We start from the raw sequence: 26224 nt of genomic DNA on the forward strand, positions 1-26224 counted from the left end.
TTCCTGGTATGGCAATTTGTGAACATCTTTCCAAGGCAGACGACCCCGAGGCCCGGACGCCGGAGGGCTGCGAGGAGTGCCTGGCCATGGGGGGCCGCTGGGTGCACCTGCGGCGCTGCCTGGAGTGCGGCCACGTGGGGTGCTGCGACTCCTCGCCGGCCAAGCACGCCACGGGGCACTTCCACGAGACGGGGCACCCGGTCATGCAGTCGTTCGAGCGCGGCGAGAGCTGGCGGTGGTGCTTCGTCGACAACCAGATGGGCTGACGCTCACCTTTCGAGCAGCGCCTCCTCGAAGTCGAGCTGCGCCATCACCTCGCGCAGCACCTCGTCGTCGAGGCGGCGCTCGTCACGCAACCGCACGAACACCTCTCGCTCAGCCTGCAGCATGTCGCGCCGCAGGCGGCGGTAGAGCGCGCTGGGCGTCTCGGCGCCGCCCGCGCCCGTGCCGCCGCCCAGGCGCTCCCACGCCGTCAGCGAGCGGCGCCACGACTTCTCCCTGAGCTGCTCGATCACCTGCCGCTGGATCTCGTCGGGCTCGCCGTCGAGCTCCCCGACCAGCCGCTCCAGCTCCGCCAGGCCCGACTCCAGCGCGGCCTGCTGCGCCGCCGCCTCGGCCAGACGGTCTTCGTACTGCTCCTGCTCGCTCGACACGCCCAGCCGCCTGATCAGCGCGGGGAACGTGGTGCCCTGGATGAGCAGCGTGCCGATCACGGTCGTGAACGTCAGGAACAGCAGCAGCGCCCGGTCCCGCGAGGACACCCCCGAGATCGAGAACGCCGCCGCCAGCGACACCACGCCCCGCATGCCCGCCCAGCCGAGGATCACCGTCTCGGCGACCGACGGCGCGCTGCCCCGGTGCCGTACCTTGAGCAGGAACGTCACCGAGAACACCCACACGAACCTGCTGACGATCGTCACCGCCAGCACCGCCGCCGCGTAACCGGCGACCGCCCAGGGGCTGTAGCCGGTGATGCCCTCGATCACGGTCACGAGCTGCAGCCCGATGAGGGCGAAGACGATCGACTCGAGGAAGAAGTCGGTGACCTTCCACACCGCGTCGGACACCAGCCTGGTGCCGAACCCCCGAAGGTGCATGCGGTTGCCCAGGTAGAGGCCGACGATCACCACCGCGATCACGCCCGAGGCGTGCACGCTCTCCGCCGCCAGGTAGGCGGCGAACGGGATCAGCAGCATCAGCGTGTTCTCCACCAGCGAGTCACGGGTGCGCTGGAAGATCCAGGCGAACACGAACGCCAGCGCCAGCCCGATCGCCACCCCGCCCAGGGCGGCGAACAGGAACTCCCACAGCCCCTCCCACAGGCTGACGGCCCCGCCCACGGCCGCGCCGATGGCCACGCGGTAGAGCGTGAGCGCGGTGGCGTCGTTGAACAGGCTCTCGCCGACGAGGATGGTCAGCGACCGGCGCGGCAGGCCCAGCCGCCGGCCGACCGCGACGGCCGCCACCGCGTCGGGCGGGGCGATGATGGCGCCCAGCGCGAACGCCAGCGCCAGCGGCAGCTCGGGCAGCAGGAGGTGCACGACCAGCCCGACCACGGCCGTGGTGAACAGCACCAGCCCGACCGACAGCAGCCCCACGGCCCGCTTGACGTCACGCAGGCGCAGGTAGGAGCTGTCGAGCGCGGCGGAGTAGAGCAGCGGCGGCAGGAACACGTACAGCACCAGCTCCGGCTGCAGCGGCACCGCCGGCACCAGCGGCGAGACCAGCAGCCCGGCCGCGACCAGCAGCAGCGGGGCCGGCCAGCCCTGACGCCGCGCGATCGCCGCGACCGCGATCGCCCCTCCGGCGAGCAGCAGCAGCTGCAACCCCATGCTCGGATCCACCGGCGCCCCTCCAGCCCCCAGCCGGGCGATCGCGAGCCGACCGCCTCAGCTCCATCGTCCCGCCGGAAGCGTACCCGCCGCGCCGCGGCGGGATCTCACCACTCCCTGCGATCGCTTCTCTCGTGGTAGTCGGGCTGCTCGGGGCGCAGGCGCTCGCCCGTGGAGAACATGGGGTCCCCGACGTACGGGCGGGACATGCCCGCGTCGGGCTGCTGCTGCGCGTACGGGTCCTGGCCGTACTGGTCCTGTGGCGGGTACTGGTCCTGCGGGGGGTACTGGTCCTGCGGCGGGTACTGCTCCTGGCGGCCGAGCGCCAGCAGCGGGTCCACCGGGTTGGGCTGCGGCGGGCTCTGCTGGTAGGAGCCGTAGTCCTGGGCGGGCTGCTGCGGCGCCGCGCGGCGGCGGCCGGCACCCGGGATGCCGTGCATGGGCGTGCCCAGCCCCGCCGTGCTCGGCTGGGGCTGGGGCTGCTGGTAGCCGTCGGCGTGCCGGCTCCCGTACGGGTCGGAGGGGTACGGGTCCTGCTGGTACGGCTGCTGCGGGGCGGCCTGGTACGGCTCGGCCGCCTGGGAGGGGAAGCCGAGCGGGTCGGTGCTGAGTGGCGACTGCCTGCGCTGGTCGCCGCCGGGCAGCTGGTAGACGGGCTCGGCGCTGTCGACGTACTGCGGCCCGGTGAACGGCTCGGGCTGGGCGGGCTGCGTGTAGTGCGGGCCGCTCAGCGGGTCGGAGGTGTACTGGGGGCCGCTGAACGGGTCGCCGGTGTACTTCTGCTGCGGGCCCGTCGTCTCCACGTAGTGCGGGGCCGCCGGCTCCGCGTACTGCGGGCCGGTGAAGGGCGAGCGCTCCCCGTACGCCGGGGTGGTGTCCCTGGGCCCCGTGGTCTCGCTGTAGGAGGCCACCAGCTTGTCCTGCGGGGCCGGGCCCCTGGCCACGAGGACGTCGTTGGGCGACAGGGCGGCCGTGGGCCGCTCGTCGAGCTGCGGCGCCGGCGGCTGCTGGCTGTGCTGCTGTGGCCGGTGGTACGTGCCGGTGCCCGGCATGACCTCCGTGCCGGGGTCGTGCGCGGGCACGGCGGGCTGCTCGCCCGTCGCCTCCGCGAACCCCTCGTCGAGGGTGTCGAGCAGCCGGCCGACATCCTCCATCGGCATGCGGAAGCTCGCTGTGCACATCTCGCCACGCCACAGGCTGAGGACCAGTGTCCCCTCATGCCACGTGACGCGGAGGCAGCGCTCCTGACCTCGTGCATCGAAGAAGACTTCGCCGAACGACGGCAACGGGACAACTTCCGACATGGCAGACATACTGCTTTAACCAGCCTTTATTCGTCCACTCAACCCCGGAAAACCCAGAGGAACCGGCACTACCATCTACAACGGGACTCCCTCCGGTCACACCCGGTGAAGGCCGTCCGCGACCAGTTGGAGTTCCGATCGCCCAGTGTGCCACGCGACGCGCCGGGAGTATCCGGGAACGCCGGGATGCGTCTGGCCGATCACACCGCGTTCGGCGCGGCGACCCCGGAATGCCGGTAGCGTTTAGTGCCGTGCCGGACTCCCATCTCCCACCAGTGGACACCCTGCTCAGCATCGCGGTCGGCGCTCTGGGCGGGAGCGAGCGGCAGGGCCAGCTCACCATGGTCCGGGCCGTGCAGCAGGCCATCGACGACGAGGAGCACCTGGCCGTCCAGGCGGGCACCGGCACCGGCAAGTCCCTGGCCTACCTCGTGCCCTCGATCCGGCACGCCATGGACAGCGACACCCCCGTCGTCATCTCCACCGCCACCATCGCGCTGCAGCGCCAGCTCGTCGACCGCGACCTGCCCCGGCTGTCGGAGGCCCTGGCCAAGGAGCTGCCGCACGAGCCGACGTTCGCCATCCTGAAGGGCCGGCGCAACTACCTGTGCCGCTACAAGGCGACGGCGGGCTGGCCCGAGGAGGACGAGCAGGACCAGCTCTTCGACCCGCGCGAGGTGAGCGCCACCGGCCGCATGGTGCAGCGCATCCAGGAGTGGGCCGAGGAGACCGAGACCGGCGACCGCGACGAGCTGGTGCCGGGCGTCAGCGAGCAGGCGTGGCGCCAGTTCTCCGTCAGCGCCCAGGAGTGCCTGGGCGCCAACCGCTGTCCCAGCGGCGCCGAGTGCTTCGCCGAGCTGGCCCGGGCGCGGGCCGGCGAGGTCGACGTCGTCGTCACCAACCACGCGCTGCTGGCCATCGACGCCATGGGCGACCTGCCGGTCCTGCCCGAGCACGACGTGGTGGTCGTCGACGAGGCCCACGAGCTGGCCGACCGCGTCACCTCCGTGGTCACCAGCGAGCTGTCGGAGGCGTCCGTCATGCTCGCCGTCCGCCGGGTCGGCCGCCTGATCGACCAGCCCGTCGCCGACCAGCTCATGGAGGCCGGCGAGGACCTCAAGGCGCTGCTGGCCGCCGCCCCGCCCGGCCGCATCGACGACCTGCCGCAGGTGCTCGGCCTCACCCTGCAGCTCATCCGCGACACCGCCTGGCGCTGCATCACCGCCATGGGCCCGCGCAACGCCGACAAGGACGACCCCGACAAGGCCGGCCAGCGCAAGGCCGCGTTCACCGCGCTCGACGAGGTGCACGACACGGCGGTGCGCATGCTCGACGCCTACGGCCACGCCTCCGAGGCCGACCGGGCCGAGGTCGTCTGGCTCGACGCCGGCACCGACCGCCGCCCGCCCTCCCTCCGCGTCGCGCCGCTGAGCGTGGCCGGCATGCTGCGCGACAAGCTGTTCGGCGAACGCACGGTGGTCCTCACCTCCGCCACGCTGGCGCTCGGCGGCACGTTCGACGCGCTGGCCGCCCAGTGGGGGCTCACCGAGGGCAAGTGGCAGGGCATGGACGTCGGCTCCCCGTTCAACCACCCCCGCGCCGGCATCCTCTACGTCGCCAAGCACCTCCCCCAGCCCGGCCGCGACGGGCTGCCGCAGCAGTACCTCGACGAGATCACCGAGCTCATCGAGGCCGCCGGCGGCCGCACCCTCGGCCTGTTCTCCTCCATGCGCGCCGCCAAGGCCGCCACCGAGGCGCTGCGCGACCGCCTGGACGTGCCGCTCCTGTGCCAGGGCGACGACTCCACGATGCTCCTGGTCAAGCAGTTCGCCGAGGACGAGCCGACCTGCCTGTTCGGCACGCTGTCGCTCTGGCAGGGCGTGGACGTCCCCGGCCCGTCCCTGCGCCTGGTCATCATCGACCGCGTCCCCTTCCCCCGCCCCGACGACCCGCTCACCTCGGCCCGCCAGCGCCACGTGGCGGCCAGGGGCGGCAACGGCTTCATGGCGGTGGCGGCCAACCACGCCGCCCTCCTCCTCGCCCAGGGCGCCGGCCGCCTCCTGCGCGCCCAGGACGACAAGGGCGTCATCGCCGTCCTCGACCCCCGCCTGGCCACGGCCCGCTACAGCGGCTTCCTGCTGAACTCCCTGCCCCCGTTCTGGCGCACCACGGACCCGGCCATCCCCCGCGCCGCCCTCAAACGCCTGGCCACCGACCCCTCCTGACCCCCTCCGCCGCCCGGCGTGCCCGCCGGGGCGGGGCGGAGTGACGCGGGGGCGCTGGAACGGCGGCGCGGCGGTGCAGGCGTGCGGCGCGGTGAGCGCGACGCGAGAGGCGAGTCCGCCCACGGAACCCGGCCCACCATGCGCCGTAACGAAGGCCGGCCCCGTGCGGGTCTAGAAGCGTCCCCCTGGAGGCCCCCAGCCCCGCACGGCGGCAGGCGCCCAAGCCCGCCTGCCGTAAACCATAGAACTCACGACCACGGGGCGAGATCGGGCCGCTTCGGCGACAGCCCATCCCCCGAGGACACCCCCCGGAGCCGCCGGGACACCCACGGCACCAGATGCTCGCGCAACCACTGAGCATCCTCCCGCCGCCGCGCCCGCGGATCCACCGCCCGGTCCGGCCACTCCTTGCGCCAGTCCTCGAACGGCACCCCCAGCACATCGAGCACCCGAGCCGCCACCAGCCGATGCCCGTCCTCGTTCATGTGCAGCCGGTCCGGGGCCCACGCCCGCCAGTCGCGCAGCCCCTGCATCGACCACTGATCGACGAGCCGGCACCCGTACAGGTCGGCGATCGACCGCAGATGCAGGTAGAACACCGCGAACCGCCCCCGCAACCGCCGCATCAGCGGCGTGTCCCGCGGATCCACCCCCGTGAACAGCACCACCTCCGCCCCGCACCCCCGCAGGTCGCGGACGGCGCGGGCGAGCTTCTTCGCCATCACGTCCGGATCGCTGCCGGGCCGCAGCAGGTCGTTCCCGCCGGCGCAGAAGCTGATCAGGTCGGGTGCCATGTCGACGGCCAGCGGCACCTGCTCGGCCACGATCTGGTCGAGCAGTTTGCCGCGTACGGCGAGGTTGGCGTAGCGGAAGGCGGGCTCGTCGGCGGCGAGCCGCTCGGCCACCCGGTCGGCCCAGCCACGGTAGTGCCCGTCCGGCCCGGGATCGTTCAGTCCTTCTGTGAAGCTGTCGCCCAGGGCGACGAAGGACTTGTAGTGCCTCATGAGGTGGTGTTCATCTCCGAAATAGCATGCAGCGCAAGGACGTACGACTGTAGTCCGAACCCGGCGATGGTGCCCGTCGCCACCCCGGCCACGACGGAGGTATGGCGAAACTCTTCCCTGGCCGCGGGGTTGGAGATGTGCACCTCGATGAGCGGCGCGGTGCGCTGGGCGATGGCGTCGCGCAGGGCGTAGGAGTAGTGGGTGAAGGCGGCCGGGTTGAGCACGACCGGGATCCGCCCGTCGCACGCCTCGTGGATCCAGCCGATCAGCTCGGCCTCGGAGTCGGTCTGGCGCACCTCGACGTCGTGGCCGAGCTTCCCGCCGGTCTCGCGGCAGAGGTCGACGAGGTCCTCGTACGTGTCGGCGCCGTAGATGGACGGCTCCCGCTTGCCGAGCCGGCCCAGGTTGGGCCCGTTGAGCACGAGGATCATGCGGAGATCTCCTTGTAGGCGGCTTCGAGCAGCTCTTCCGCGGGGCCTTCGAGGCGGCCCGGCCTGGCCAGGTCGTCGAGCACGACGAACCGCTGCTTGGCCCCGCGGTTCTTCTTGTCCAGGCGCATGTGGTCGCGCAGCCGCGGCCAGGCGTCGGCCGCGTAGGTGATGGGCAGGCCGACGCCGGTCAGGATGGCGCGGGTGCGGGCGACGACGTCGGCGCGGCCGGCCAGCCTGGACAGCTCGGCGGCGTAGACCATGCCGATGGCGACGGCCTCGCCGTGGCGGATGCCGTAGTGCCGGTCGCGTTCGATGGCGTGGGCGAGCGTGTGGCCGTAGTTGAGGATCTCGCGCAGGCCGGCCTCGCGCAGGTCGGCGCCCACGACGTCGGCCTTGACCTGGATCTTGCGCTCGATCAGCTCGCGGGTGTGGGGGCCGTCGGGACGGGTGGCGGCCTCCGGGTCCTCCTCGATGAGCCGCAGGATCTCCGGGTCGGCGATGAAGCCGCCCTTGATGATCTCGGCCAGGCCGGCGACGTAGTCGGCCTTCGGCATGCCGGCCAGTGTGGACAGCTCACACAGCACGCCGGCGGGCGGCAGGAAGGTGCCGACGAGGTTCTTGCCCTCGGGCGTGTCGATGCCGTTCTTGCCGCCGACCGCCGCGTCGACCATGGCCAGCAGCGTCGTGGGCACCAGCACCACCTGCACGCCGCGCAGCCACGTGGCCGCCACGAACCCCGCCAGGTCCGTCGTCGCGCCCCCGCCCACGCCCACCACGGCGTCGGAGCGGGTGACGCCGTGGCGGCCCAGCTCGGACCAGAGCCGCGCGGCCACCTCGACGGTCTTGGCCTGCTCGCCGTCGGGCACGGGCAGCTCGACGACCTCGTAGCCGGCCTCGGACAGCGCCGCGCGCACCGGCCGGGTGATCTCCGGCAGGGTCTCGGGGCCGATCACCGCTACGGTGCGCACGCCGGGCTTGAGCAGCGTGGGCAGCTCGGCCAGCACGCCGGTGCCGACCACCACGTCGTACGGGCTGTCGCCGCGCACCTGGATCCTCGTCGCGGCCGTCATTCGGGCAGCCCCCTCACGATCTCGTCGGCGAGCTCCTCGGGCTCCCGCTTGTCGGTCGCCACGGTGACCACGGCCAGCCGCTCGTAGACGGGCCGCCGCTCCTCCATGAGCTTCTTGAGCTGGCTGCGCGGGTTGAGCACCAGCAGCGGCCTGGCCGCCGCGAGCCCGACCCGCTGCACCGCGTCGGACAGCCCGACCTGGAGGTAGACGACGTGCTGACCGGCGAGCAGCGCCTGCGTCTCCTCGTGCAGCACGGCGCCGCCGCCGAGCGCCAGGATGCCGTCGTGCTCGGCCAGCGCGCGGCGTACGGCCTCGTGCTCCAGCTCGCGGAAGCGGGCCTCGCCGTCCTCGACGAAGATGTCGGCGACGGGCTTGCCCGCCACGGCCTCGACGTCGGCGTCGGTGTCGCGGAAGCCGAGCCCGAGCCGCTCGGCGAGCAGCCGCCCGAGCGTGCTCTTGCCGGACCCGGGCGGGCCGATCAGCACAGCGCGTGTCATTTGATCACCATGGAAGAGAGGTAGCCGGACAGGTTGCGGGCGACTTCCTCGACGGAGTCACCGCCGAACTTCTCGATCGCCGCGTCGGCCAGCACCAGCGCGACCATCGCCTCGGCCACGATGCCCGCCGCCGGGACGGCGCACACGTCGGAGCGCTCGTGGTGGGCCTTGGCGGCCTCGCCGGTCTTGACGTCGATCGTGGCCAGCGCCCTGGGAACGGTGGAGATCGGCTTCATCGCGGCGCTGACCCGCAGGACCTCGCCGTTGGTCATGCCGCCCTCGACGCCGCCCGCGCGGTTGGTGATGCGGCGCACGCCGTCGTCATCGGTGTACTCGATCTCGTCGTGGGCGCGGGAGCCGGGCCTGCGCGCGGTCTCGAAGCCGTCGCCGACCGCCACGCCCTTGATCGCCTGGATGCCCATGAGCGCGGCGGCCAGCCGGGAGTCGAGCCTGCGGTCCCAGTGCGTGTAGCTGCCCAGGCCAGGCGGCAGGCCGTAGGCGAGGACCTCGACGACGCCGCCCAGCGTGTCGCCGTCCTTGTGGGCCTTGTCGATCACGGCGACCATCGCGGCGCTGCCCTCGGCGTCGGCGCAGCGGACCGGGTCGTCGTCGATCCTGCCCAGGTCGCCGGGGCCCGGCAGGGTCTCGGCCGGGGTGCGGGCGCCGCCGATCTCGGTCACGTGGCTGATGATGTCGACGCCGAGCGCCTGCTTCAGGAAGCGCCTGGCGACCTCGCCCAGCGCCACCCGGGCGGCGGTCTCACGGGCGCTGGCCCGGTCGAGGACGTTGCGGGCGTCGTCGAAGCCGTACTTCTGCATGCCCGCCAGGTCGGCGTGGCCGGGGCGGGGGCGGGACCTGGGGGCGTTGCGCGCCAGGCCCTCCAGCTCGGCCGGGTCGACCGGATCGGCCGACATGACCTTCTCCCACTTGGGCCACTCGGTGTTGCCGACGCGGATCGCGACCGGGCTGCCCATCGTGTGCCCGTGGCGGACGCCGCCGACGATCGTCACCTCGTCCTGCTCGAACTTCATCCGCGCGCCGCGCCCGTATCCGAGCCTGCGGCGGCGCAGGGCCTCGTCGATGGCGGCCGTGGTCACCTCTACCCCGGCCGGCAGGCCTTCGAGGATGGCGACGAGTTCGGGCCCGTGGGACTCTCCGGCGGTCAACCAGCGCAACATGCGTACAAGTCTTCCATGTACGGCCCAGTGAGATGTCCCTCGGTCACGATGCGAGACAGAGTGTCGGAAGTGTTCCGAGCAGCATGAAGGTGCCGAAGGGGAACTGGGTGTGCCTGGTGCCGCGTCCGGTCGCCAGCAGGGAGACCGCGTACAGCGCGCCGAGCAGCTGCCCGCAGAAGGCGGCCGCCACCAGGGCCTGCCAGCTCATCGCGGCGGCGGCCATGCCGATCAGCCCGGCGATCTTGACGTCGCCGAGCCCCATCGCCTCCGGCCTGGCGAGCCACAGCACCCCGTACACCGCCGCCAGCACCGCTCCACCGGCCAGCGCCCTGGGCAGCTCCCCTGTGGGGAGCAGCGCCAGCGCCGTGATCGGGTACGCCGGCAGCGTGATCGCGTCGGGCAGCGTGCTGGTACGCCAGTCGATGACGGCCAGCGCGACGGCGATCACGGCGAAGCACACGTACGGCGGCCCGGCCCGCCACGCCACCAGCCCGGCCACGGCGGCGCTGACCAGCTCGAGGGCGGGCCAGCCGCGGGTGTCGCCGGGTGCGGCGTAGGAGGCGGCCAGAGCCCGGATGCGGTCTCCGCAGACCAGGCCGGCGAGCGCCATGAGTGCGACCACCCGGCCGACGCTAACCGCGCCGGCCCGCCGGCCGCGCCCCGCCATACGCACCCGGTATGGCAGGTGGTCCTGCCTCAGCGGCGGCGCGAGAACCAGCGGCGCTTGCGTGGCGCGGCCTCGACCCTGGCCACGGTCACGCCGTCCAGCTCGCTCACGGTGCCGGACTCGACGGCGGCGAGCGCCGCCAGCACCTCACCTTCGATCACGAACTGCACCGGCCCTGCCACGTCCACCACGACCGCCGCCGCCCCCTCCTGCACGGCGGCCTGACAGACCTGCAGCGTGGTGGCCTGGATCGGGCGCGCGTCGGGGCGCCACCGGGTGAGCGCCTCCGTGCCGGTGAACCCGAGCACCGCCTGCCGGCCGTCCTGCCCGACGAGCTTGGGCAGCGCCATCTCGCTCTCCTTCTCCTGCCGCAGCCCGTGCTCCCCCACCTCGGACTCGGTCAGCAACGCCACCACGGGCACCAGCAGGCGGGCACCGCCGAGCGCGTTCAGCACCTCGGCGGGGCCGGCCGTGCCGTCCTGGTAGGCGGCCAGCGCGGCGGCGACGGCTGGGGCGGGGCTGCCGTCGTCGTTGGGGTCGAGGGGTTGCGGAATGCTCGGCACAGCGTCCGAGACTACCCGCGCCCGCCACCGCCCCCGATCCCGACCGCCCGCCCGTCCGCTCCCTTCAGCACTCGTCGCCATCACCGAGTCTGGCCCGGATCGCGTGCACCGCCGCGCCCAGCACGGGCGGCACGGTGATGACGATCACCACGGCGTCGGTGATCCGCTCGGCCGCCGCGTCCAGCACCAGCCAGCCGAGCAGCGGCGCGAGCACGGTCCACGCCCGCAGATCCGATCGCACGACCCAGCGCAGGCATCGCACGGCCGCCCGCCGGACCGCGGCCGCGGGTCCCGCCGCAGCCGAACGCCCGACCGCAGCGGAGCGCCCGACCGCGACTGACGCGAGGGCGGCTCGCCGACGCAGCGTCAGCGCCATGCGCGGCATGCCGACGATGAGCGCGAACGCGAAGCGCGCCCGGCTGCCGCGACCGGGCAGCACGAGCAGCTCGCCCAGCCATTCCTCCAGCCACCTGGCCCTGACCACCGTGGGCAGCATGACCGCACCCACCGTGATGGCCCCGAAGCAGACCTGGGCACCGCCGAGCCCCGACAGGTTCGCCATGGCCAGCCGCCGCAGCTCCGCCTCGACCTCCGTCAGCCCCAGCCGGCGCGCGACGGGTGCGACGACGTCCAGGGTCTCCTGGGATTTCACCCGCTGCCTGGCCTCGGGCAGACCGCTGATCGTGCGCTGGTTGTGCAGCCGGTCGGCGAGCTTGAGCAGGAGCACGCGCCTGTCCGTCGCGGTGGGCCAATCGGGAGGTCTGCGCGCGGCATCATCCAGAATCTCCATGCCGCGCACCAGGCTCGTGACCGGCTCGCCGAACTCGGCGGCCAGTTCCTCCTCCGAACAGGACGTGTCGTCCAGCACGTCGTGGAGCAGCGCCGCACATAACATCTCGTGGTTCGCATCAAGCTCAGCCAGAATCACGGCAACCGCGACCGGATGGGTGATGTAAGGACTCCCGTCCCGCCGGAGCTGCCCGTTGTGCCAGCGCTCGGCCACCTCGTACGCCCGCCGCACCAGCCTCAGCTGCTCACCACTCAGCGAGCCACCGACGACCTTCAGCAGCGGCTGGAGGTACCCGCTCACGGCAACCCCACCACCCACCCCGGCACCCGCTGCCTACGCGCCCGGTAAGCCCTGGCGATCGCCTCCCGCGCCTCCTGCGCCCCGTCGGTCGTCACCCGGTAGTACCGGCGGCGCGGACGCCCCTCCGCCACGTGCGCCTCAGGATCCTCCCACCGGCTCTCCACCCACCCGATCTGCTCCAGCCGGGCCAGGATGGGGTACAGCGTCCCGCTGGGCAGGCCGGCGAGCTCGCACAGCTCCAGCCCGTAACGCTCACGCAGGGGATCGTCCAGAAAGGCCCGCAGGACCGCCTGCGTCGGCATGGTCATCCGTAACCCGGCCCGCATGTCTCGAACTCTACATAGGTAGACGTACGCGAAACCGTCACCGTACGGCCTGAGCTTCATGACCCCCGGCGAGCCGGCCTCAGCCCACGTCGGCGATGGCCGCCACCGGCCCGCCACCGGACGGCCCCTGGTGCACGGCCGCCACCGACACGAACACCGCCGGATCCCCGGTGACAGCAGCCGCCACCCCACCCACCGCGGCCTTGATCTGCCGGTGCCAGTGCACGTCGGAGTCGTCGAGCATGATGTTGCGCCGCCCCCGCACCCGCCCCGACGGGTCCGCCTCGCACTTCATGAACACGTTGACCAGCCGCCCCCCGAGGTCCGACGGGTGCGGGCGCTCGGGCAGCGGGAGGCCGGCGTCGCGGATGGCCTCCCAGATGCCGTCGGCGTCCAGCGCGTCCTTCATCACGCTGTGCCCGATGCGGTAGCGCCCGCCGATGCCCCGGACGTTGCCCACCAGCACGATCTGCGCCCGGTCCAGCTCCACGCCGGAGGAGCAGGAGGCGACGGAGGAGTACAGCGACAGGTCCTTGTGGATCTGGCCGGCGGACGGCATCTCGATCTCGCCGAGGGCGACGGCGATGCCGAGGGCGGTGGTGGAGTTGGACAGGTCCATGGAGGGGCCGGTCTCCTCGATGGCGGTGTCCTGGCCGCGGCTCTTGGCGTCGGTGATGGTGGCCAGGGTGAGCAGCGGGGTCTTGGTCTGGACGTAGTGCACGTCGCGCGGGTCGTCGATGCCCGCGATCTTCATGGCCTCGCGGACGCCGGCGGCGACCTTCTCGACCATGGCCGGCCGGCCGATGTCCTCGGGCAGGATGACCTCGCTCATCGCGACGCCGACCGACAGCCGGGGCTCCTCGGAGGCGGGGGCGTCGGCCGTGGTGGCGAAGACGGTGGCGTGCGGGCTGAGGATGCCGTCGGTGCCGCCGGACCAGACCAGCGGCACGCTCTCCGGCGACGGATGCCCGTGCTCGGCCAGGACCTCGCGGAAGGCGCGGTCGGCGAGGATGCGGGTGTAGTCGTTGACTCCGCCGTTGCCCTCGGTCTTGCCGATGACGGCCAGCACCCGGTCCGCCTCGATCACGCCGTCGGCGATGAGCCTGGACAGGCCGGAGGCGTCGGTGACGCTCTCGATCGGCACCTTGCGCACTTCGATCGGGTCCGGCATTGCGTACGCCCTTTCTGCTGGCGGCGGGTCCCCACGCTACCGAGCCGGCCGGCGGGGTTCATGGTCAATGTGTGCCCAGGAACCCCGCCGGCGATGTCAAGACGCGCTGATCGCGGGCGGCGATCGCGGCACCGGACGAACGCCATAAAGTCGGACTGTGATTCGCGACGCGCACGTCAACGGGATCAGGCTCGTCTACCGGGAGGAAGGCGACCCGTCCTCTCCCCCGCTGATGCTGATCCACGGCCGTACGGCCAACCACAACGACTGGAACGGCATCACCCAGCACTTCGCGGCCCGCTACCACGTGTTCGCCCCCGACCTGCGCGGCCACGGGGCCAGCGACCGTCCGGGCACCTATCGGTTGCCCGAGATGGCGGCGGACGTGGTGGCGCTGCTCGACCACCTGGGCGTCGGGCGGGTCAGGCTGGTCGGGCACTCGCTCGGCGGCGTGGTCGCGTGCCTGGTGGCGATGGGGCATCAGGACCGGATCGAGCGGCTCGTGCTGGAGGACCCGCCGCCCGCGTATCCGCTCACGGGGCGCCCGCCGATCGTGGAGGACGGCTCGACCGGGTTCGACTGGCGGATGGTGCACGAGACCGAGCGGCAGCTACTGGATCCCGATCCGGCGTGGGCCGAGGGGTTGGTCAAGATCACGGCGCCGACGCTGGTGCTGTCGGGGACGCTGAGCCCGTTCGAGCCGGACATGGCGGCGCGCATCCCGGGGGCGGAGCTGGTCCGGGTCGAGGCCGGGCATCTGGTGCACATGGACGCCCGCAAGGAGTTCCTGCGCGTGGTGGACGCCTTCCTCGGCCAAGGCCCAGACCTGGCAAAGCAGGCTTAGCTGGGGCAAATGTGACCTTACTGTCATAAAGATCCGCCAAGGTGGAGGAGTGCTAAACAGGCTCAGCGATCTCGTCAAGGAGCGGCTGGGCACGTTCGGCCTCACGGCGCCGTCGATCGTGCAGTGCGCGGTGGGCGCCGCCCTGGCCTGGACCGCCGCCATCGAGCTGCTCGGCCACCCCGCCCCGTTCTTCGCCCCCATCTCCGTGCTGATCTGCGTGGGCGTCGGCCTCGGGCAGCGGCTGCGCCGGGTCGTCGAGCTGGTCGTCGGGGTCAGCCTGGGCGTCGGGGTGGGCGACCTGCTGGTGGCCTGGATCGGCTCGGGAGCCTGGCAGCTCGCCCTGGTGGTGGGGCTGGCCATGACCGTGGCCGTGCTGCTCAACAGCGGAGCGCTGTTCGTGGCGCAGGCGGGCTCGTCGGCCGTGCTGGTCGCCACGCTCGTGCCCGGCGAGGGCGCCGGTGGCCTGGACCGGATGGCCGACGCGCTGACGGGCGGCGTCATCGGGATCGCGGCGGTGGCGCTGATGCCCGCCAGCCCGTTCGCGATCGCGGCCAAGCATCTGTCCGGGGTGCTCGACGCGCTGTCCACCGTGCTGGAGCGGGCGGCGGAGGCCATCGAGAAACGCGACGCCGACCTGGCGGCCGAGGCGCTGGAGGAGGCCCGTACGACGCAGGCGGCGGTGGAGGAGTACGAGGCGGCGCTGGAGACCAGCAAGGAGATCACGATGATCTCGCCGCTGCACTGGCACCGGCGGGCCCGCCTGGCCCGCTACGAGACCGCCGCCGTGCCGGTGGACCTGGCGTTGCGCAACGCCCGGGTGCTGAGCAGGCGCACGCTGGCCTCGCTCGGGGAGTCGAGCCCGCCGCCGGCCGCGCTGGCGGAGGCGATGCGCGAGGTGTCCGAGGCGGCGCTGCTGCTGCAACTGGAGCTGGGGGCCGGTCGGGAGCCGACGCTGGCGCGGCAGGCGCTGCTGGCCGTGGCGGCCCGTGAGCGGCCCCGGGGGCTGGGGTTCTCGGCGCATGTGATCATCGCGCAGTTGCGGTCCGTGGTGGTGGATCTGCTGCAGGCCACCGGGATGGAGCACGAGGAGGCCACGGCGGCGCTGACGCCACTGGACGAGGGCGGCTCGGGCGGGCGGAGCGGTGTGGAGGACGAGGCGACGCGGCACGGGTGAGGGGCCCGTGCGGGCTCAAGCGGGTGCATGGTCGCCCGCGACCGCGGCAGGGCGTCGGAGCCCGCCAGCGTGGGTGCGTTCCTCCTAGGAACATCTCACCACTGCCTCCATCCTTCCGGCCTCGGCAGACTCGTCATCACCGCCACCCGGAAGGAAGATTCACATGATCGGCAGAATGCTGCTCACCCTCGGCCTGCTCACCGCGATGACCGCCTGCGCCGACGGCGGCCGTGGCGCGAAGCAGGCGCCGGATCGGGCGAGCGCGCCCCCGCACCCGTACGTCGGCATGTGGGTGACCGCCGACGGCCGGATCAGGCAGGAGCTGCTGCCCGACGGCCGCTACGAGGAGGAGCGCGACGGCCGCGAACGCGCCTACACCGGCCGGTACACCGTCACCGGCGACCACCTCGACTACTTCGACGACGCGGGCTTCACCGCCACCGGGGACGTCCGCGACGGCGTGCTCTACCACGAGCACCTCGTCCTCTACCGGGAGCGATGACCGGAGCGATGACCGGAGCGATGGCGGGGGCGATGGCGGGGGCGATGGCGGGGGCGATGCTGGACGAGCGAGGGTCGGGCGAGGGTCGAGGCCGGCGGGCCGCGACGCGGGCCGCCGGCCTCAAGGGGCTACGGCTGGAACGGATACGGCGCGGTGACCTCGAAGCGGGCCAGCTCCTCCGTGGAGCTCACCCGCCGGAACCCGGCCTTCTCGAGCACGCGAATCGAGGCCGGATTGGCCGGTTCCGCGTGCGCGAGCACCGTGTGCACCTCGGGGGCGGTCAGGGCGAACGCCGTCAGGGCGCGGGTCGCCTCGGAGGCGTAGCCGCGGCCCCGGCGCGAGGCCACGACCCCGTAGCCGATCTCGACGGCCCCGTCCTGGGGCGGCCAGAACAGGCCGAGCGAGCCGACCACCAGCCCGCTGTCGCGCTCGACGATGAGCCGGTGACCGTACGGGCCGAGCCAGGCCGGGTGCTCGCCGAGCAGCCCGGCGATGACCTGGTCACCCTCGGCGGGGAAGTCCCCGGCCCAGTGCGCGGGCCGGGCCCCGTCAGAGAGGGCCTCGGCGCCGTCGGAGGGCCGGGCGCCGTCGAGGACCGCCTCGACGTCACCGGGGGTCCACACGCGCAGGGCGAGACGCTCGGTGATCAGGTCGGCGTCTGCCGGCGCGGACGGGTCGAAGGATGAAGAACGCATGTGACAACTCCTGGTCGTTTCAGAGGACAACCGGGGCCGCGCGCTCGAAAGGTCACACGGGCCGGTTGAGGGCATGCTGAACACGGCTGTCGACAGCCATATTCATCAGCCCCCTTTCATCCAGAAGTGGTCCGCGCCGATCTTATCAGGAGGACAGGCGCTTGAGCCGGGTGACCGCCTCGTCGATGACCTCGTCCTTCTTGCAGAAGGCGAACCGGACGAAGTGCCGCCCGCGCTCCGCGTGGTCGTAGAACACCTGCGTGGGGATGGCCACCACCCCCGCCAGCTCGGGCAGCCGCCGCGTCAGGTCGAGGCCGTCGGAGAAACCCAGCGGCCGGATGTCGGTCTGCACGAAGTAGGTGCCCGCGGGCCGCAGCACCGAGAAGCCCGCCGCCGACAGCCCCTCCATCAGCCGGTCGCGCTTGTCCTGGAGCCCGGCCGCGAGCGCGGTCACCCACTCCATCTCGTGCCGCAGCCCGTAGGCCACCGCGAGCTGCCACGGCGCGCTCGCCGTGAAGGTGAGGAACTGCTTGACCGTCTGCACCGCCGTGACCAGCGCGGGCGGCGCGCACACCCAGCCGGTCTTCCACCCGGTGACCGAGAACGTCTTGCCCGCGGACGAGATCATGACCGTGCGCTCCCGCATCCCCGGCAGGGTGGCCATCGGGACGTGCTCGACCCCGTCGAAGGTGAGGTGCTCGTACACCTCGTCGGTGATCGCGATCAGCCCGCGCTCCTGGCAGAGCTCGGCGATGACGGTCAGCTCGTCGCGGGTGAAGACCGTGCCGGTCGGGTTGTGCGGGGAGTTGACCAGGATGGCGCGGGTGCGCGGGGTGACGGCGGCGCGCAGCTCGTCGGGGTCGAAGGTGAAGCGCCCCTCGACGGGCCTGAGCGTGACGGCAACGAGCCTGGCCTGGGCCAGGGCGATCGAGGCGGCGTAGGAGTCGTAGTAGGGCTCGAAGGCGATCACCTCGTCGCCCGGCTCGCACAGGGCGAGCACGCCGGCCGCCACCGCCTCGGTGGCGCCCACCGTGACCATGACCTCGCCCACCGGATCGTAGGCGAGCCCGTAGTGCGTCTGCCGGTGCTCCGAGACCGCCTGCCGCAGCTCCAGCACCCCCGGCCCCGGCGGGTACTGGTTGGCGCCCGCGCCGATGGCCTGGACGGCGCGGTCGAGCATGGCGGCCGGGCCGTCGGTGTCAGGGAAGCCCTGGCCGAGGTTGATCGATCCGGTCTGGACGGCGAGCGCGCTCATCTCCGCGAAAATGGTCGTGCCGAAGGCGCGCATCCTGCTGACAAGTGGTTCCTCCACGGCTCCACACTATTAGTCTCGTCCCGTGATCATTCGGGTCGTGCTCGCTCTCGTCCTGTCCGCACCCCCCGTCATGACCCCGGCCGCAGCGCCGTCCGTGCCCTGTCCCGTCCCGGTTCCCGCCCATACGAGCTGCGGCTTCCTGGAGGTTCCCGAGCGCAGGGACACGCCGGGGCGGACGGTCGAGGTCGGGTACGCCGTGCACCTCTCGACGGCCCCCGACCGCAAGCCCGACCCCGTGGTCTACATGAGCGGCGGGCCCGGGTCGGCGTCGATGCAGCTCATCGGGTTCCTGAGCCAGATGTTCCCGGACCGGGACGTGGTGACCGTCGAGCAGCGCGGCAGCAGGTACTCCCAGCCGTCGCTGGCCTGCCCCGAGACCGCGCAGGCGCTGCTCGGCCAGCTCCGGCAGCCGCGGGCCGACGTGGCCGACGCCGCGCGGCGGTGCCGCGAGCGGCTCGGCGAGCAGGGCGTGGATCTGCGCGGGTACACCACGAAGGAGATCGCCGCCGACGTCGTCGCGCTGCGCGGCCGGCTCGGCTACGGCCCGTGGAACCTGTTCGGCGTCAGCTACTCCACCCGGGTCATGATGGACGTGGCCGCGGCCGACCCCGGGGGCGTGCGGTCGGTGCTGCTCGACTCCTACCTGCCCGCGGGCATCGCCTGGTACGACGACGCCGGCAGGAACCTCACCGACACGATGGCGCTGCTGGGAGTGCGTGAGCCGTTCGAGGCCATGGTGGCGCGGCTCAACCGGACGCCGGCCCTGGTCCCCGTGCTGGACCCGCTGGCGGGCCGGGAGTTCACCGCGCGGATGAGCGGGGACGACGTGGCCGCGATCCTGGCGGAGGCGCTGCACGAGGCGGAGGTCGCCGCCGTGGTTCCGGCGATGGTGAACGCGCTGGCGGCGGCAGGGCACGACGAACTGCTGCGGCCACTGGCGGACGCGGTGGGCGAGGGGCTGACCTCGCACGAGTTCGGGCTGTATCACGCGGTGCAGTGCCAGGACGAGGTGCCGTTCAACACCTTCGGCGGGCAGGGGACGCGGCTGTTCACCATGAAGGCGGACAAGGCGGTGTGTGACGCCTGGAAGCTGCCGGGAAGCGCGTCCCCGGCCGTCACTTCCGGCACCGCCACCACGGTGAACGCGACCACCACCGTGAACGCGACCGCCACCGCGAACGCGACCGCCACCGCGAACGCGACCGCCACCGTGAAGGCCCCCGTCTACGTGCTCGGCGGCCAGTACGACCCGACGACGCCCCCGAGAACCTCGGGCCCCGCCGCCGAGTCCCTCCCCGACGGCCGCTTCCAGCAGTTCGCCGGTCTCTCCCACGCCGTCTTCCTGTCCTCCGCCTGCGCCCGCCGGCGGATGGCCGCGTTCCTCGCCGACCCCGCCCACCAGGCCCTCGCCGGGTGCCCGCCTCCCCAGCTCCAGCCGGGCGGCCTGCACGTGACCGCCGCGCCGTACCAGATCTCCCGCTCCCCCTGGCTGGCCGCGCCCCTCGCCCTGTTCGCGCTGGCCTCCCTGATACAGCTCGTCACGGCCGCACTGAAGGGCAGGGCGCTGAGCGCGTTCGGCGGGCTGACGGGGGTGGCGTTCACGGGGCTGCTGGCCCAGTCCGTCCTCACCCTGGCGAACAGGAACGAGACGGCCCTGGCCGTCGGCATCCCCGACCTCATGGTGCCGTACAGTGCGATCGCCGCGATCTCCGCCATACTGACCGCCGCGGCCCTGCTCCACGACCGCAGATGGCCGCAGATCGCGGCAACCGTCATCAGCGGCGGATTCCTCGTATGGTGGTTCACCTGGGTCCTGTAAAGACGCGCATCCATGAGCTCGACGCCCTACGCGGCTTCGCGGTGGGCGGCATCATGCTGGTCAACACCTGGCAACACGTCGAGGTCAAGAAGGCGCATCCGGTCGGGCTCGACTGGCTGATCGAGGGCCTGTTCCAGAGCCGGTTCTATCCGATCTTCTCGTTGCTGTTCGGCATCGGCTTCCTGCTGTTCCTGCAGGGCAACAGCCGGTGGGCGCTGCTGAGCAGACTGTTCTGGCTGTTCTGCTTCGGGATGATCCAGCACCAGTTCTACGAGGGCGAGGTGCTGACCGACTACGCCTTCTACGGCGCCCTGGTGCTGCTGCCCGCCTCGTTCCTGGCCGAGGGGCTGCCCGTGCTGCTGCTGGGCGTGGCGGGGGTCGCGTGGGCCATGATGCCCGGGGTGGGTGCCGGGCCGTTGCTGATCCCCGGGCTGTTCCTGGTCGGCATGGGGTTGTGGCAGCTGCGGCCGCCCCGGTCGCTGCTGCTGCCGGGGTTCGCGGTCGCCGCGCTGGCCTCGGCGTTGCTGACCACGGCATGGGTGAGCACGAACGACTGGATCGTCTACAGCGTGGCCGCGTTGGCGGGCGCGGCGGCGTACTCGCTGGGGCTGCTGCTGATCCTGCGGCCCCGGCTGTCGGCGGTGCTGGAGCCGCTGGGCAGGATGGCGCTGACGAACTACGTCACCGGCACCGCCGTCATCGTGCTGGCCCTGCCGCTGCTGGAGGCCGATCGCACCCGGTGGTCGGTGGTGGGGCTGACGGCGGTCACGCTGCTCGCGCAGGTGCTGTTCAGCAGGTGGTGGCTGGCGACCTTCAAGTACGGCCCGCTCGAATGGGTATGGCGGTGCCTGACCTGGTTTCGAGTGGTGCCCAACCGGTTAAAGTCGGGCCGTGACGAAAATCGCCCTCTGCCAGATCCCGGTGTCCCCTGACCCGTCCACCAATCTCAAGAGGGTCAGAGAGGCGCTCGCGTCCGCCGAGGGCGCCGATCTGGCGATCTTCCCCGAGGCCACGCTCACCCGGTACGGCCGGCGGATCACCACGCTGGCCGAGCCGCTCGACGGGCCGTTCGTGTCGGGGCTGGCCGACTCGGCCAGGGAGCACGGGCTGGCGGTGATCGCGGGCGTGTTCGAGCCCGGCGCGGATCGGGTGCACAACACGGCGGTCGCGATCGACGCGCGGGGCGAGGTGCGGGCGGCGTACCGGAAGATCCACCTGTTCGACTCCTTCGGCGCGAAGGAGTCGGACCTGGTCGCGCCCGGCGCGGAGCCGGCCGTGGTGGAGCTGGCGGGCGTCAGGGTCGGGCTGATCACCTGTTACGACATCCGTTTCCCCGAGCTGGCCAGGGCGCTGGTCGACCGGGGCGCCGAGCTGTTCGCGGTGATCGCCGCCTGGGGGTCCGGGCCGCTGAAGGAGGACCACTGGGTGACCCTGGTCAGGGCGCGGGCGCTGGAGAACACCATGTGGACGGCCGCCGTCGGCCAGGCGCCCAACCCGGCCGAGTCCTCCGACGGGTTCGGCGTGGGCCGCAGCATGCTGGTCGACCCGCTCGGCGTGGTCCGCTCCGACCTGGGCACCGGCCCCGGCGTGCGGATCGTCGAGGTGGACCGGGAGTGGACCGCCACCGCCAGGGCGATGCTGCCGTGCCTCGAACACCGGGTGCTGTGACCCCCGGGCGGTCCACCCGAGGGTCAAGCGATCGTAAAGTAGGACTGTGAGCGGAACGCAGATGCAGAAGGTGGTCCCGCCGCGTCTGCTCGTGCCATATCTGTCGGGCAAACGCACGGTCATCTCGGGTTACGTCTACCGGGTGCAGGATTGTGTCAGGCTGACCACCCCCGAAGCCCTCTACTACGGGCTCGACCTGTCCTTCGACGGCTCCGAGCTGTTCGCCGAGGTGCCCGAGCTGTACCTGATGCGCTGGTTCGCCCGCGACGTCGACACCTACGCGGTGCCGTACGGGCCGCACATGGGCGGCGACTGGAGCGACGCGCCACCGTTCGCGGGCAACGGGTTCACCACGTCGTCGGAGCACGTGGTGCCGCAGTTCCACACCGTCCCGATGCCGATCCCGGCCGGGGCGGAGATCGTGCACGTCACCACCGAGGGTGAGCGAGCCTATGCCCTGTACGACGGTCTGACCTGGCGGCCCGCCGCATGAGCGACGAGATCGCGCCGGTCGCCTCCGGCTTCGTGGCCCGCTACGCCGAGCGTACGCTGCCCGCCGCCCTCGGCCCCGACAACGACCAGGTGGTGCTGTTCAGCGAGGTCGAGCTGGACGGGTTCGAGCCCGCCTCCGGCTACTGGCGGCGGGTGGTGCCCCGGTCGCAGGTGGAGTGGCTGGTGCTCATCCGCACGGTGGGCGCGTTCGGCGGCGAGCCGTGCATCGTGCTCGACGAGGACGACGACGGCCTGCACATCGCCTACACCGGGCACAGCGGGATGAAGGCCGAGGCGCTGGGCTACTGGATGGTCGACCACGGCGCGTACGAGGTCGTGGTGCCCCGCGAGGAGGTCTTCTCGATCCGCGTCGAAAGGATTCCGGTCCCCTAGTCAACGATCGGCGCGTTCGGGTGTCTCTAGGGGTGTGACCGAAACAGCGACCATGGCGCAGCCGTCGTTCGCCGAGCTGTTCGCGGCCCAGTACCAGTCCCTGGTACGACTGGCCGGGCTGCTCGGCGCGGACGATCCTGAGGACATCGCCCAGGAGGCGTTCGCCCGGCTGCACTCGCGGCGGTTGCGCGACGACGGGGCCGCGATGGCCTATCTCCGCGCGACCGTCTGCAATCTGACCCGCAACCGCCTGCGGCATCTGCGCCTCGTCCGGCTGCGCCGCCCCGACCCGCCCGAGCACGTGCGCAGCAGTGAGCACGCCGTGCTCGTCTCCGAGGAGCACCGCGAGCTGCTGGCGGCCGTGGACCGCCTGCCGCGCCGCCAGCGCGAGGCCCTCGTCCTGCGTTACTGGCTGGACCTGCCGGAGCGCGAGATCGCCGACGCGATGGGCGTCTCCCCAGGATCGGTGAAGACCCACACCAGCAGGGGCCTGGCGGCCCTGGGCAGGGCGCTGAAGGAGGAGGACCGGTGAACGACCTGGAGAAGCGCCTGCGGGCGGCCTTCGACGCCCGCGCCCAGAGCTTCGAGAGCAGCCCGGACGCCTGGCTGCGGACGCGCGAGCGCCGGCCGCGCCGCTACCTCGCGCTGCGCCTGGCGGCGGCGGCGCTGCCGGTGGCGCTGCTGGCCGTGTTCGTTCCCGTCCTGCTCGACGGGGGCCTGGGCAGGAACACCGCGGCCGACGCCGACGCGATCTACCAGCGGCTGATGCAGGACAGGACGCCGGCCGGCGAGCAGCTCAGCGTGGACAACCCGACGGAGGGCAAGCCGCTGCGGCTCTGGTTCGCCGAGGCGAAGGCGGGCCATCCCGAGCTCTGCTTCGTGCTGGAGCGGGCCGACGCGGAGCCGTACGGGAACTGCTCCCCCGTCGTGGAGGAGGACGGCGCGGAGGCCTGGTTCGCCGGCAGCACGCTGCGCGGAGGGGCGCAGAACGCACTGGACTGGGGCGTGGCGTTCCCGGACGTCGGCGGGATCACCGGGGTGGCCAAGGACGGGCAGCGCCTGCCCGGCACGATGCTGCGGCCGGCGGGGGCGCCGTACGCGATCTGGACCGTCACCTATCCCGCCCGGCACGCGATGGCGGCGGTCGAGATCGCGGACGGCGCGGGCCGGGCGATCGGGTCGGCCTCCCGCGCCCTGATGGCGGGCCAGGAGGCGGGCCAGGACCTGGGCCCGGCCGTGGACCTGCCCGCCGGCGTCACCGCCCAGGCGCGGCGGACCGGGCGTGACACCTCGATCCGCTGGCTGCGGCACGGCACACACCTGGTCTCCAGCGGCGTCCAGCTCGATCGGCCGGTGCTCGCGATGGCCGACGAGAACGTGATCATGGGCATCGCCCGCCCCGACGTCACCAGGGTCGCCCTCGTCTTCCCCGGCGGGGTCACGGCCGAGGCCGCCACCAGACCGGATCCGTGGAGTCTGGGGCTCACGCTGTTCGCCGTGGAGGACCCGACCACGGATCCACAGGACCGCTTCGCGACCGTCGCCTACGACGCCTCCGGCACGGAGATCTGGCGCGAGGAGGCGGCCACGGAGGAGGACCGCTTCCCGCCCGTCGGCGAGGTGATGACCATCCCGGGCACCGAGGGCTCCGGCGAGCCGGTGCGCGCCTGGTTCACCGGCATCGAGATGAAGGGCGACCCCGAGGCGGTCACGCTGTGCAGGTCGGGCGGCCTGTCCTCCTCCGCCGGGGACGGCACGCTCTGCACCGGCGGCAGCCGGAACGGCATGTTCAACCCGTATCCGCTGACCAGATACCTGCCGGAGCCCGGCACCGTCACCTACCTCGGGGTCGTCGGCAAGGAGTGGAAGGCGGTGACGGCGGTGCTCTCCGACGGCACCCGGGTCCGTGCCGGGTTCCTGCGCGGCACGGGCACCCCGGCCCCGATCTGGCACGTCACGATCCCGAGGGGCGACGTGATCGTCTCCGGCTTCACCGTGCAGCCGGAGAACGGGCCGCTGGAGCGCCACCCCGAGCCGGACAGGACCTGCGGGCGCAGGGCCGCGGGCGCCGAGCGCCAGCAGGTGGCGGCGGGCGTGAGCGCCGCCGTCGCGGCGCCCGGTTGCGTCGCCTTCTTCGAGGGCGACCAGGTGGATACGTCGCTGCCCGGGCCGCTGCCCGGCGAGAAGCTGAGCGGCCTGCTCGACGCCGAGCGGCCGATGTGGTGGCGGCGCGGCCGGAGCACCTGGTACGGCTACGCGCTGCCCGGCACCGCCCGCGTCGAGCTCGTCACCTCCAACGGTCTGACCAGCACGGCCACGGCCGTTCCCGACCGGTTCGGCCAGGGTGTGACGTTGTTCGCCGGGCCGGTGCCCGAGGGCGGCGAGTTCTCCGCCGGCATGGTCGTCAAGGGCTTCGACGCCGCCGGCGAGCAGCTCTGGCAGAGCGGCTAACGGCCCAGGTCGCGGTAACGGGCCTGGCGGGCCGCGAAGCGGTCGGCCGGGCTCACCCGCAGCAGCCCCGCGATCTCGTACTCCAGCGCCCGTCCCACCCGCTCGCAGAACTGCCTGGGCTCGTAGGCGGCGTCGGGCAGCTCGGGGATCACCCGGTCGGCGATGCCGTCACGGCGCAGGTCGGTGGCGCGGATGTGCTGGGCCTGGGCGATCTCGGGGGCGAAGTCGACCGAGCGGTAGAGGATGGCGGAGGCGCCTTCCGGCGGCAGCGGCGCCAGCCAGGCGTGCTGCGCGCAGAGCACCCGGTCGGCGGGCAGCAGCGCCAGCGCGGCGCCGCCCGCGCCCTCGCCGAGCAGCAGGCAGACGGTGGGCGCGTCGAGCGTGAGGAGCTCGGCCAGGCAGCGGGCGATCTCGGCGGCCAGCCCGCCCTCCTCGGCCCCCTTCGACAGGTCGGCCCCGGCCGTGTCGATCACGGTGACCAGGGGCAGGCCCAGCTCGGCGGCCAGCCTCATGCCGCGCCTGGCCACCCGCAGCCCGGCCGGGCCGAGCGGCGAGTCGGCGCGCTGGAGCCGCCGGTCCTGGCCGAGCACCACCGCAGGCGCGGTGCCGAACCTGGCCAGCGCGAGCAGCAGCCCCGGCTGGTTCTTGCCCTCCTCGGTGCCGCTGAGCGGGGTCACGCCGGTGGCGGCGAGCTTGAGCAGCGCGCGTACGCCAGGCCGGTCGTCGCGCCTGGACCGGGTGATCGCCTCCCACGCCTCCACCGGCCGCAGGTCCTCCTCGGGCGGCTCGCCGGCCTCGATGGCCGAGCGGTCGGCGGCGAGCACGGTCAGCGCCCTGATCGCCACCTCCCGCGCCTCCTCGGCCGAGACCACCGCGTCGAGCAGGCCCTTGGCGTGCAGGTTCTCCGCCACCTGTACGCCGTCGGGGAACGGGTAGCCGTGCAGCGACTCGAACACCCGCGGCCCCAGGAACCCGATCAGCGCCCCCGGCTCCGCCACCGTGACGTGCCCCAGCGACCCCCAGGACGCGAACACCCCGCCGGTCGTCGGATGCCGCAGGTAGACCAGGTACGGCAGGCCGACCGCCCGGTGCGCCTGGATCACCGCGGTGATCTTCACCATCTGGACGAACCCGAGCGCGCCCTCCTGCATGCGCGTGCCGCCGGAGGCGGGCAGGGCCAGCAGCGGCAGCCGCTCGCGGGTGGCCCGCTCGGCCGCGGCCGCGAACCGCTCGGCCGCGACCACCCCGATCGAGCCCGCCATGAACGAGAACTCGCACGCCACGACGGCCACCCTGCGCCCGTCGAGCAGCCCCTCACCGGTGATCACGGCCTCGTCGTAGCCGGACTTGACGCGGGCCGCGGCCAGCTCGTCGGCGTAGGAGGAGCCGGGCTCGGCCGGATCGGCGGGCGGCGCGTCCCACGACTTCCACGACCCCCGGTCGAGGATCGTTTCGATCAGTGTGCGCGCGTCCGGACGGCTCACTATCGCTCCCTAGAGGTCAGCCAACGATG

General features: G+C 72.7%; 27 protein-coding genes. 12 read left to right on the forward strand and 15 right to left on the reverse strand.

The window, feature by feature from the left end:
* Positions 1-8 precede the first annotated feature (8 nt).
* Positions 9-266: a UBP-type zinc finger domain-containing protein gene (locus tag LCN96_RS40540; protein WP_225267710.1), complete on the forward strand. Its 258-nt coding sequence runs from the start codon at positions 9-11 to the stop codon at positions 264-266.
* Positions 267-269: 3 nt separating this feature from the next.
* On the opposite strand, the gene LCN96_RS40545 is transcribed toward LCN96_RS40540, so the two are convergent.
* Positions 270-1832: a Na+/H+ antiporter gene (locus LCN96_RS40545; RefSeq protein WP_225267711.1), complete on the reverse strand. Its 1563-nt coding sequence runs from the start codon at positions 1830-1832 to the stop codon at positions 270-272.
* Between the two features lie 107 nt (positions 1833-1939).
* On the reverse strand, positions 1940-2992 hold the full coding sequence (locus LCN96_RS40550) for a hypothetical protein (RefSeq protein ID WP_225267712.1): 1053 nt from the start codon (positions 2990-2992) through the stop codon (positions 1940-1942).
* A 374-nt stretch (positions 2993-3366) separates the two neighbouring features.
* Between LCN96_RS40550 and LCN96_RS40555 the strand changes: the two genes are divergently transcribed.
* Positions 3367-5361 carry an ATP-dependent DNA helicase gene (locus tag LCN96_RS40555; protein ID WP_225267713.1) on the forward strand — a complete coding sequence of 665 codons (1995 nt, stop codon included), beginning with the start codon at positions 3367-3369 and terminating at the stop codon, positions 5359-5361.
* A 248-nt stretch (positions 5362-5609) separates the two neighbouring features.
* Here LCN96_RS40555 and LCN96_RS40560 read toward each other — a convergent pair whose 3' ends face one another.
* From LCN96_RS40560 to LCN96_RS40605, 10 genes are all read right to left on the reverse strand, one after another.
* Positions 5610-6365, reverse strand: a complete 756-nt coding sequence (locus LCN96_RS40560; RefSeq protein WP_225267714.1) for an SGNH/GDSL hydrolase family protein — start codon at positions 6363-6365, stop codon at positions 5610-5612.
* Positions 6362-6796 (reverse strand): type II 3-dehydroquinate dehydratase, encoded by a 435-nt coding sequence (gene aroQ, locus LCN96_RS40565; protein ID WP_225267715.1) that lies wholly within the window; start codon positions 6794-6796, stop codon positions 6362-6364. The genes LCN96_RS40560 and aroQ overlap by 4 nt, the downstream gene beginning before the upstream one ends.
* On the reverse strand, positions 6793-7866 hold the full coding sequence (gene aroB / locus LCN96_RS40570; protein ID WP_225267716.1) for a 3-dehydroquinate synthase: 1074 nt from the start codon (positions 7864-7866) through the stop codon (positions 6793-6795). The genes aroQ and aroB overlap by 4 nt, the downstream gene beginning before the upstream one ends.
* Positions 7863-8363 (reverse strand): shikimate kinase, encoded by a 501-nt coding sequence (locus LCN96_RS40575; RefSeq protein WP_225267717.1) that lies wholly within the window; start codon positions 8361-8363, stop codon positions 7863-7865. Before LCN96_RS40575 ends, aroB begins: the two co-directional genes overlap by 4 nt.
* Positions 8360-9541 (reverse strand): chorismate synthase, encoded by a 1182-nt coding sequence (gene aroC, locus LCN96_RS40580; RefSeq protein ID WP_225267718.1) that lies wholly within the window; start codon positions 9539-9541, stop codon positions 8360-8362. The genes LCN96_RS40575 and aroC overlap by 4 nt, the downstream gene beginning before the upstream one ends.
* A 43-nt stretch (positions 9542-9584) precedes the next feature.
* Positions 9585-10163: a prepilin peptidase gene (locus LCN96_RS40585; RefSeq protein ID WP_225267719.1), complete on the reverse strand. Its 579-nt coding sequence runs from the start codon at positions 10161-10163 to the stop codon at positions 9585-9587.
* Between the two features lie 74 nt (positions 10164-10237).
* Positions 10238-10771 carry an SseB family protein gene (locus LCN96_RS40590; protein ID WP_225267720.1) on the reverse strand — a complete coding sequence of 178 codons (534 nt, stop codon included), beginning with the start codon at positions 10769-10771 and terminating at the stop codon, positions 10238-10240.
* Between the two features lie 64 nt (positions 10772-10835).
* Entirely contained in the window at positions 10836-11861 is a 1026-nt protein-coding gene (locus tag LCN96_RS40595) for an HD domain-containing protein (RefSeq protein ID WP_225267721.1), read from the reverse strand.
* Positions 11858-12187, reverse strand: coding sequence for a PadR family transcriptional regulator (locus LCN96_RS40600; RefSeq protein ID WP_225267722.1), 330 nt, complete (start codon positions 12185-12187; stop codon positions 11858-11860). The genes LCN96_RS40595 and LCN96_RS40600 overlap by 4 nt, the downstream gene beginning before the upstream one ends.
* A 79-nt stretch (positions 12188-12266) precedes the next feature.
* Positions 12267-13358, reverse strand: a complete 1092-nt coding sequence (locus LCN96_RS40605) for a barbiturase (RefSeq protein WP_225267723.1) — start codon at positions 13356-13358, stop codon at positions 12267-12269.
* Between the two features lie 157 nt (positions 13359-13515).
* Here LCN96_RS40605 and LCN96_RS56920 point away from each other — a divergent pair, with 157 nt between their 5' ends.
* The 3 genes from LCN96_RS56920 to LCN96_RS40620 all read left to right on the forward strand — a co-directional run bounded on the left by LCN96_RS56920 (position 13516) and on the right by LCN96_RS40620 (position 15878).
* A complete protein-coding gene (locus tag LCN96_RS56920; RefSeq protein ID WP_263657382.1) occupies positions 13516-14202 on the forward strand; it encodes an alpha/beta fold hydrolase in 687 nt (228 codons plus the stop codon).
* 49 nt (positions 14203-14251) lie between these two features.
* Positions 14252-15376, forward strand: coding sequence for an FUSC family protein (locus tag LCN96_RS40615; RefSeq protein ID WP_225267724.1), 1125 nt, complete (start codon positions 14252-14254; stop codon positions 15374-15376).
* A 163-nt stretch (positions 15377-15539) separates the two neighbouring features.
* The gene (locus tag LCN96_RS40620; protein ID WP_225267725.1) at positions 15540-15878 is read left to right on the forward strand and encodes an Atu4866 domain-containing protein; all 339 of its coding nucleotides are present in this window, start codon (positions 15540-15542) and stop codon (positions 15876-15878) included.
* A gap of 128 nt (positions 15879-16006) precedes the next feature.
* On the opposite strand, the gene LCN96_RS40625 is transcribed toward LCN96_RS40620, so the two are convergent.
* Both LCN96_RS40625 and LCN96_RS40630 read right to left on the reverse strand, forming a co-directional pair.
* Positions 16007-16573: a GNAT family N-acetyltransferase gene (locus LCN96_RS40625; RefSeq protein WP_225267726.1), complete on the reverse strand. Its 567-nt coding sequence runs from the start codon at positions 16571-16573 to the stop codon at positions 16007-16009.
* Positions 16574-16718: 145 nt separating this feature from the next.
* Entirely contained in the window at positions 16719-17885 is a 1167-nt protein-coding gene (locus tag LCN96_RS40630) for a pyridoxal phosphate-dependent aminotransferase (RefSeq protein ID WP_225267727.1), read from the reverse strand.
* Positions 17886-17910: 25 nt separating this feature from the next.
* Here LCN96_RS40630 and LCN96_RS40635 point away from each other — a divergent pair, with 25 nt between their 5' ends.
* The 7 genes from LCN96_RS40635 to LCN96_RS40665 are packed head-to-tail and all read left to right on the forward strand — an operon-like array spanning position 17911 to position 24711.
* On the forward strand, positions 17911-19707 hold the full coding sequence (locus tag LCN96_RS40635; RefSeq protein ID WP_225267728.1) for an alpha/beta hydrolase: 1797 nt from the start codon (positions 17911-17913) through the stop codon (positions 19705-19707).
* Complete coding sequence (locus tag LCN96_RS40640) at positions 19683-20639, forward strand: DUF418 domain-containing protein (protein WP_225267729.1); 957 nt, start codon at positions 19683-19685, stop codon at positions 20637-20639. The genes LCN96_RS40635 and LCN96_RS40640 overlap by 25 nt, the downstream gene beginning before the upstream one ends.
* A complete protein-coding gene (locus LCN96_RS40645) occupies positions 20599-21375 on the forward strand; it encodes a carbon-nitrogen hydrolase family protein (protein WP_225267730.1) in 777 nt (258 codons plus the stop codon). The genes LCN96_RS40640 and LCN96_RS40645 overlap by 41 nt, the downstream gene beginning before the upstream one ends.
* Positions 21376-21421: 46 nt before the next feature.
* On the forward strand, positions 21422-21868 hold the full coding sequence (locus LCN96_RS40650; protein WP_225267731.1) for a hypothetical protein: 447 nt from the start codon (positions 21422-21424) through the stop codon (positions 21866-21868).
* Positions 21865-22260: a hypothetical protein gene (locus LCN96_RS40655; protein ID WP_225267732.1), complete on the forward strand. Its 396-nt coding sequence runs from the start codon at positions 21865-21867 to the stop codon at positions 22258-22260. Before LCN96_RS40650 ends, LCN96_RS40655 begins: the two co-directional genes overlap by 4 nt.
* A gap of 34 nt (positions 22261-22294) precedes the next feature.
* Complete coding sequence (locus LCN96_RS40660; RefSeq protein WP_225267733.1) at positions 22295-22792, forward strand: sigma-70 family RNA polymerase sigma factor; 498 nt, start codon at positions 22295-22297, stop codon at positions 22790-22792.
* Complete coding sequence (locus tag LCN96_RS40665; protein ID WP_225267734.1) at positions 22789-24711, forward strand: hypothetical protein; 1923 nt, start codon at positions 22789-22791, stop codon at positions 24709-24711. The genes LCN96_RS40660 and LCN96_RS40665 overlap by 4 nt, the downstream gene beginning before the upstream one ends.
* Here the strand turns inward: LCN96_RS40665 and LCN96_RS40670 are convergent.
* Positions 24708-26195 (reverse strand): carboxyl transferase domain-containing protein, encoded by a 1488-nt coding sequence (locus LCN96_RS40670; protein ID WP_225267735.1) that lies wholly within the window; start codon positions 26193-26195, stop codon positions 24708-24710. The genes LCN96_RS40665 and LCN96_RS40670 overlap by 4 nt on opposite strands.
* Positions 26196-26224 lie beyond the last annotated feature (29 nt).

The organism is Nonomuraea gerenzanensis, from assembly GCF_020215645.1.
Lineage (GTDB): Bacteria > Actinomycetota > Actinomycetes > Streptosporangiales > Streptosporangiaceae > Nonomuraea > Nonomuraea gerenzanensis.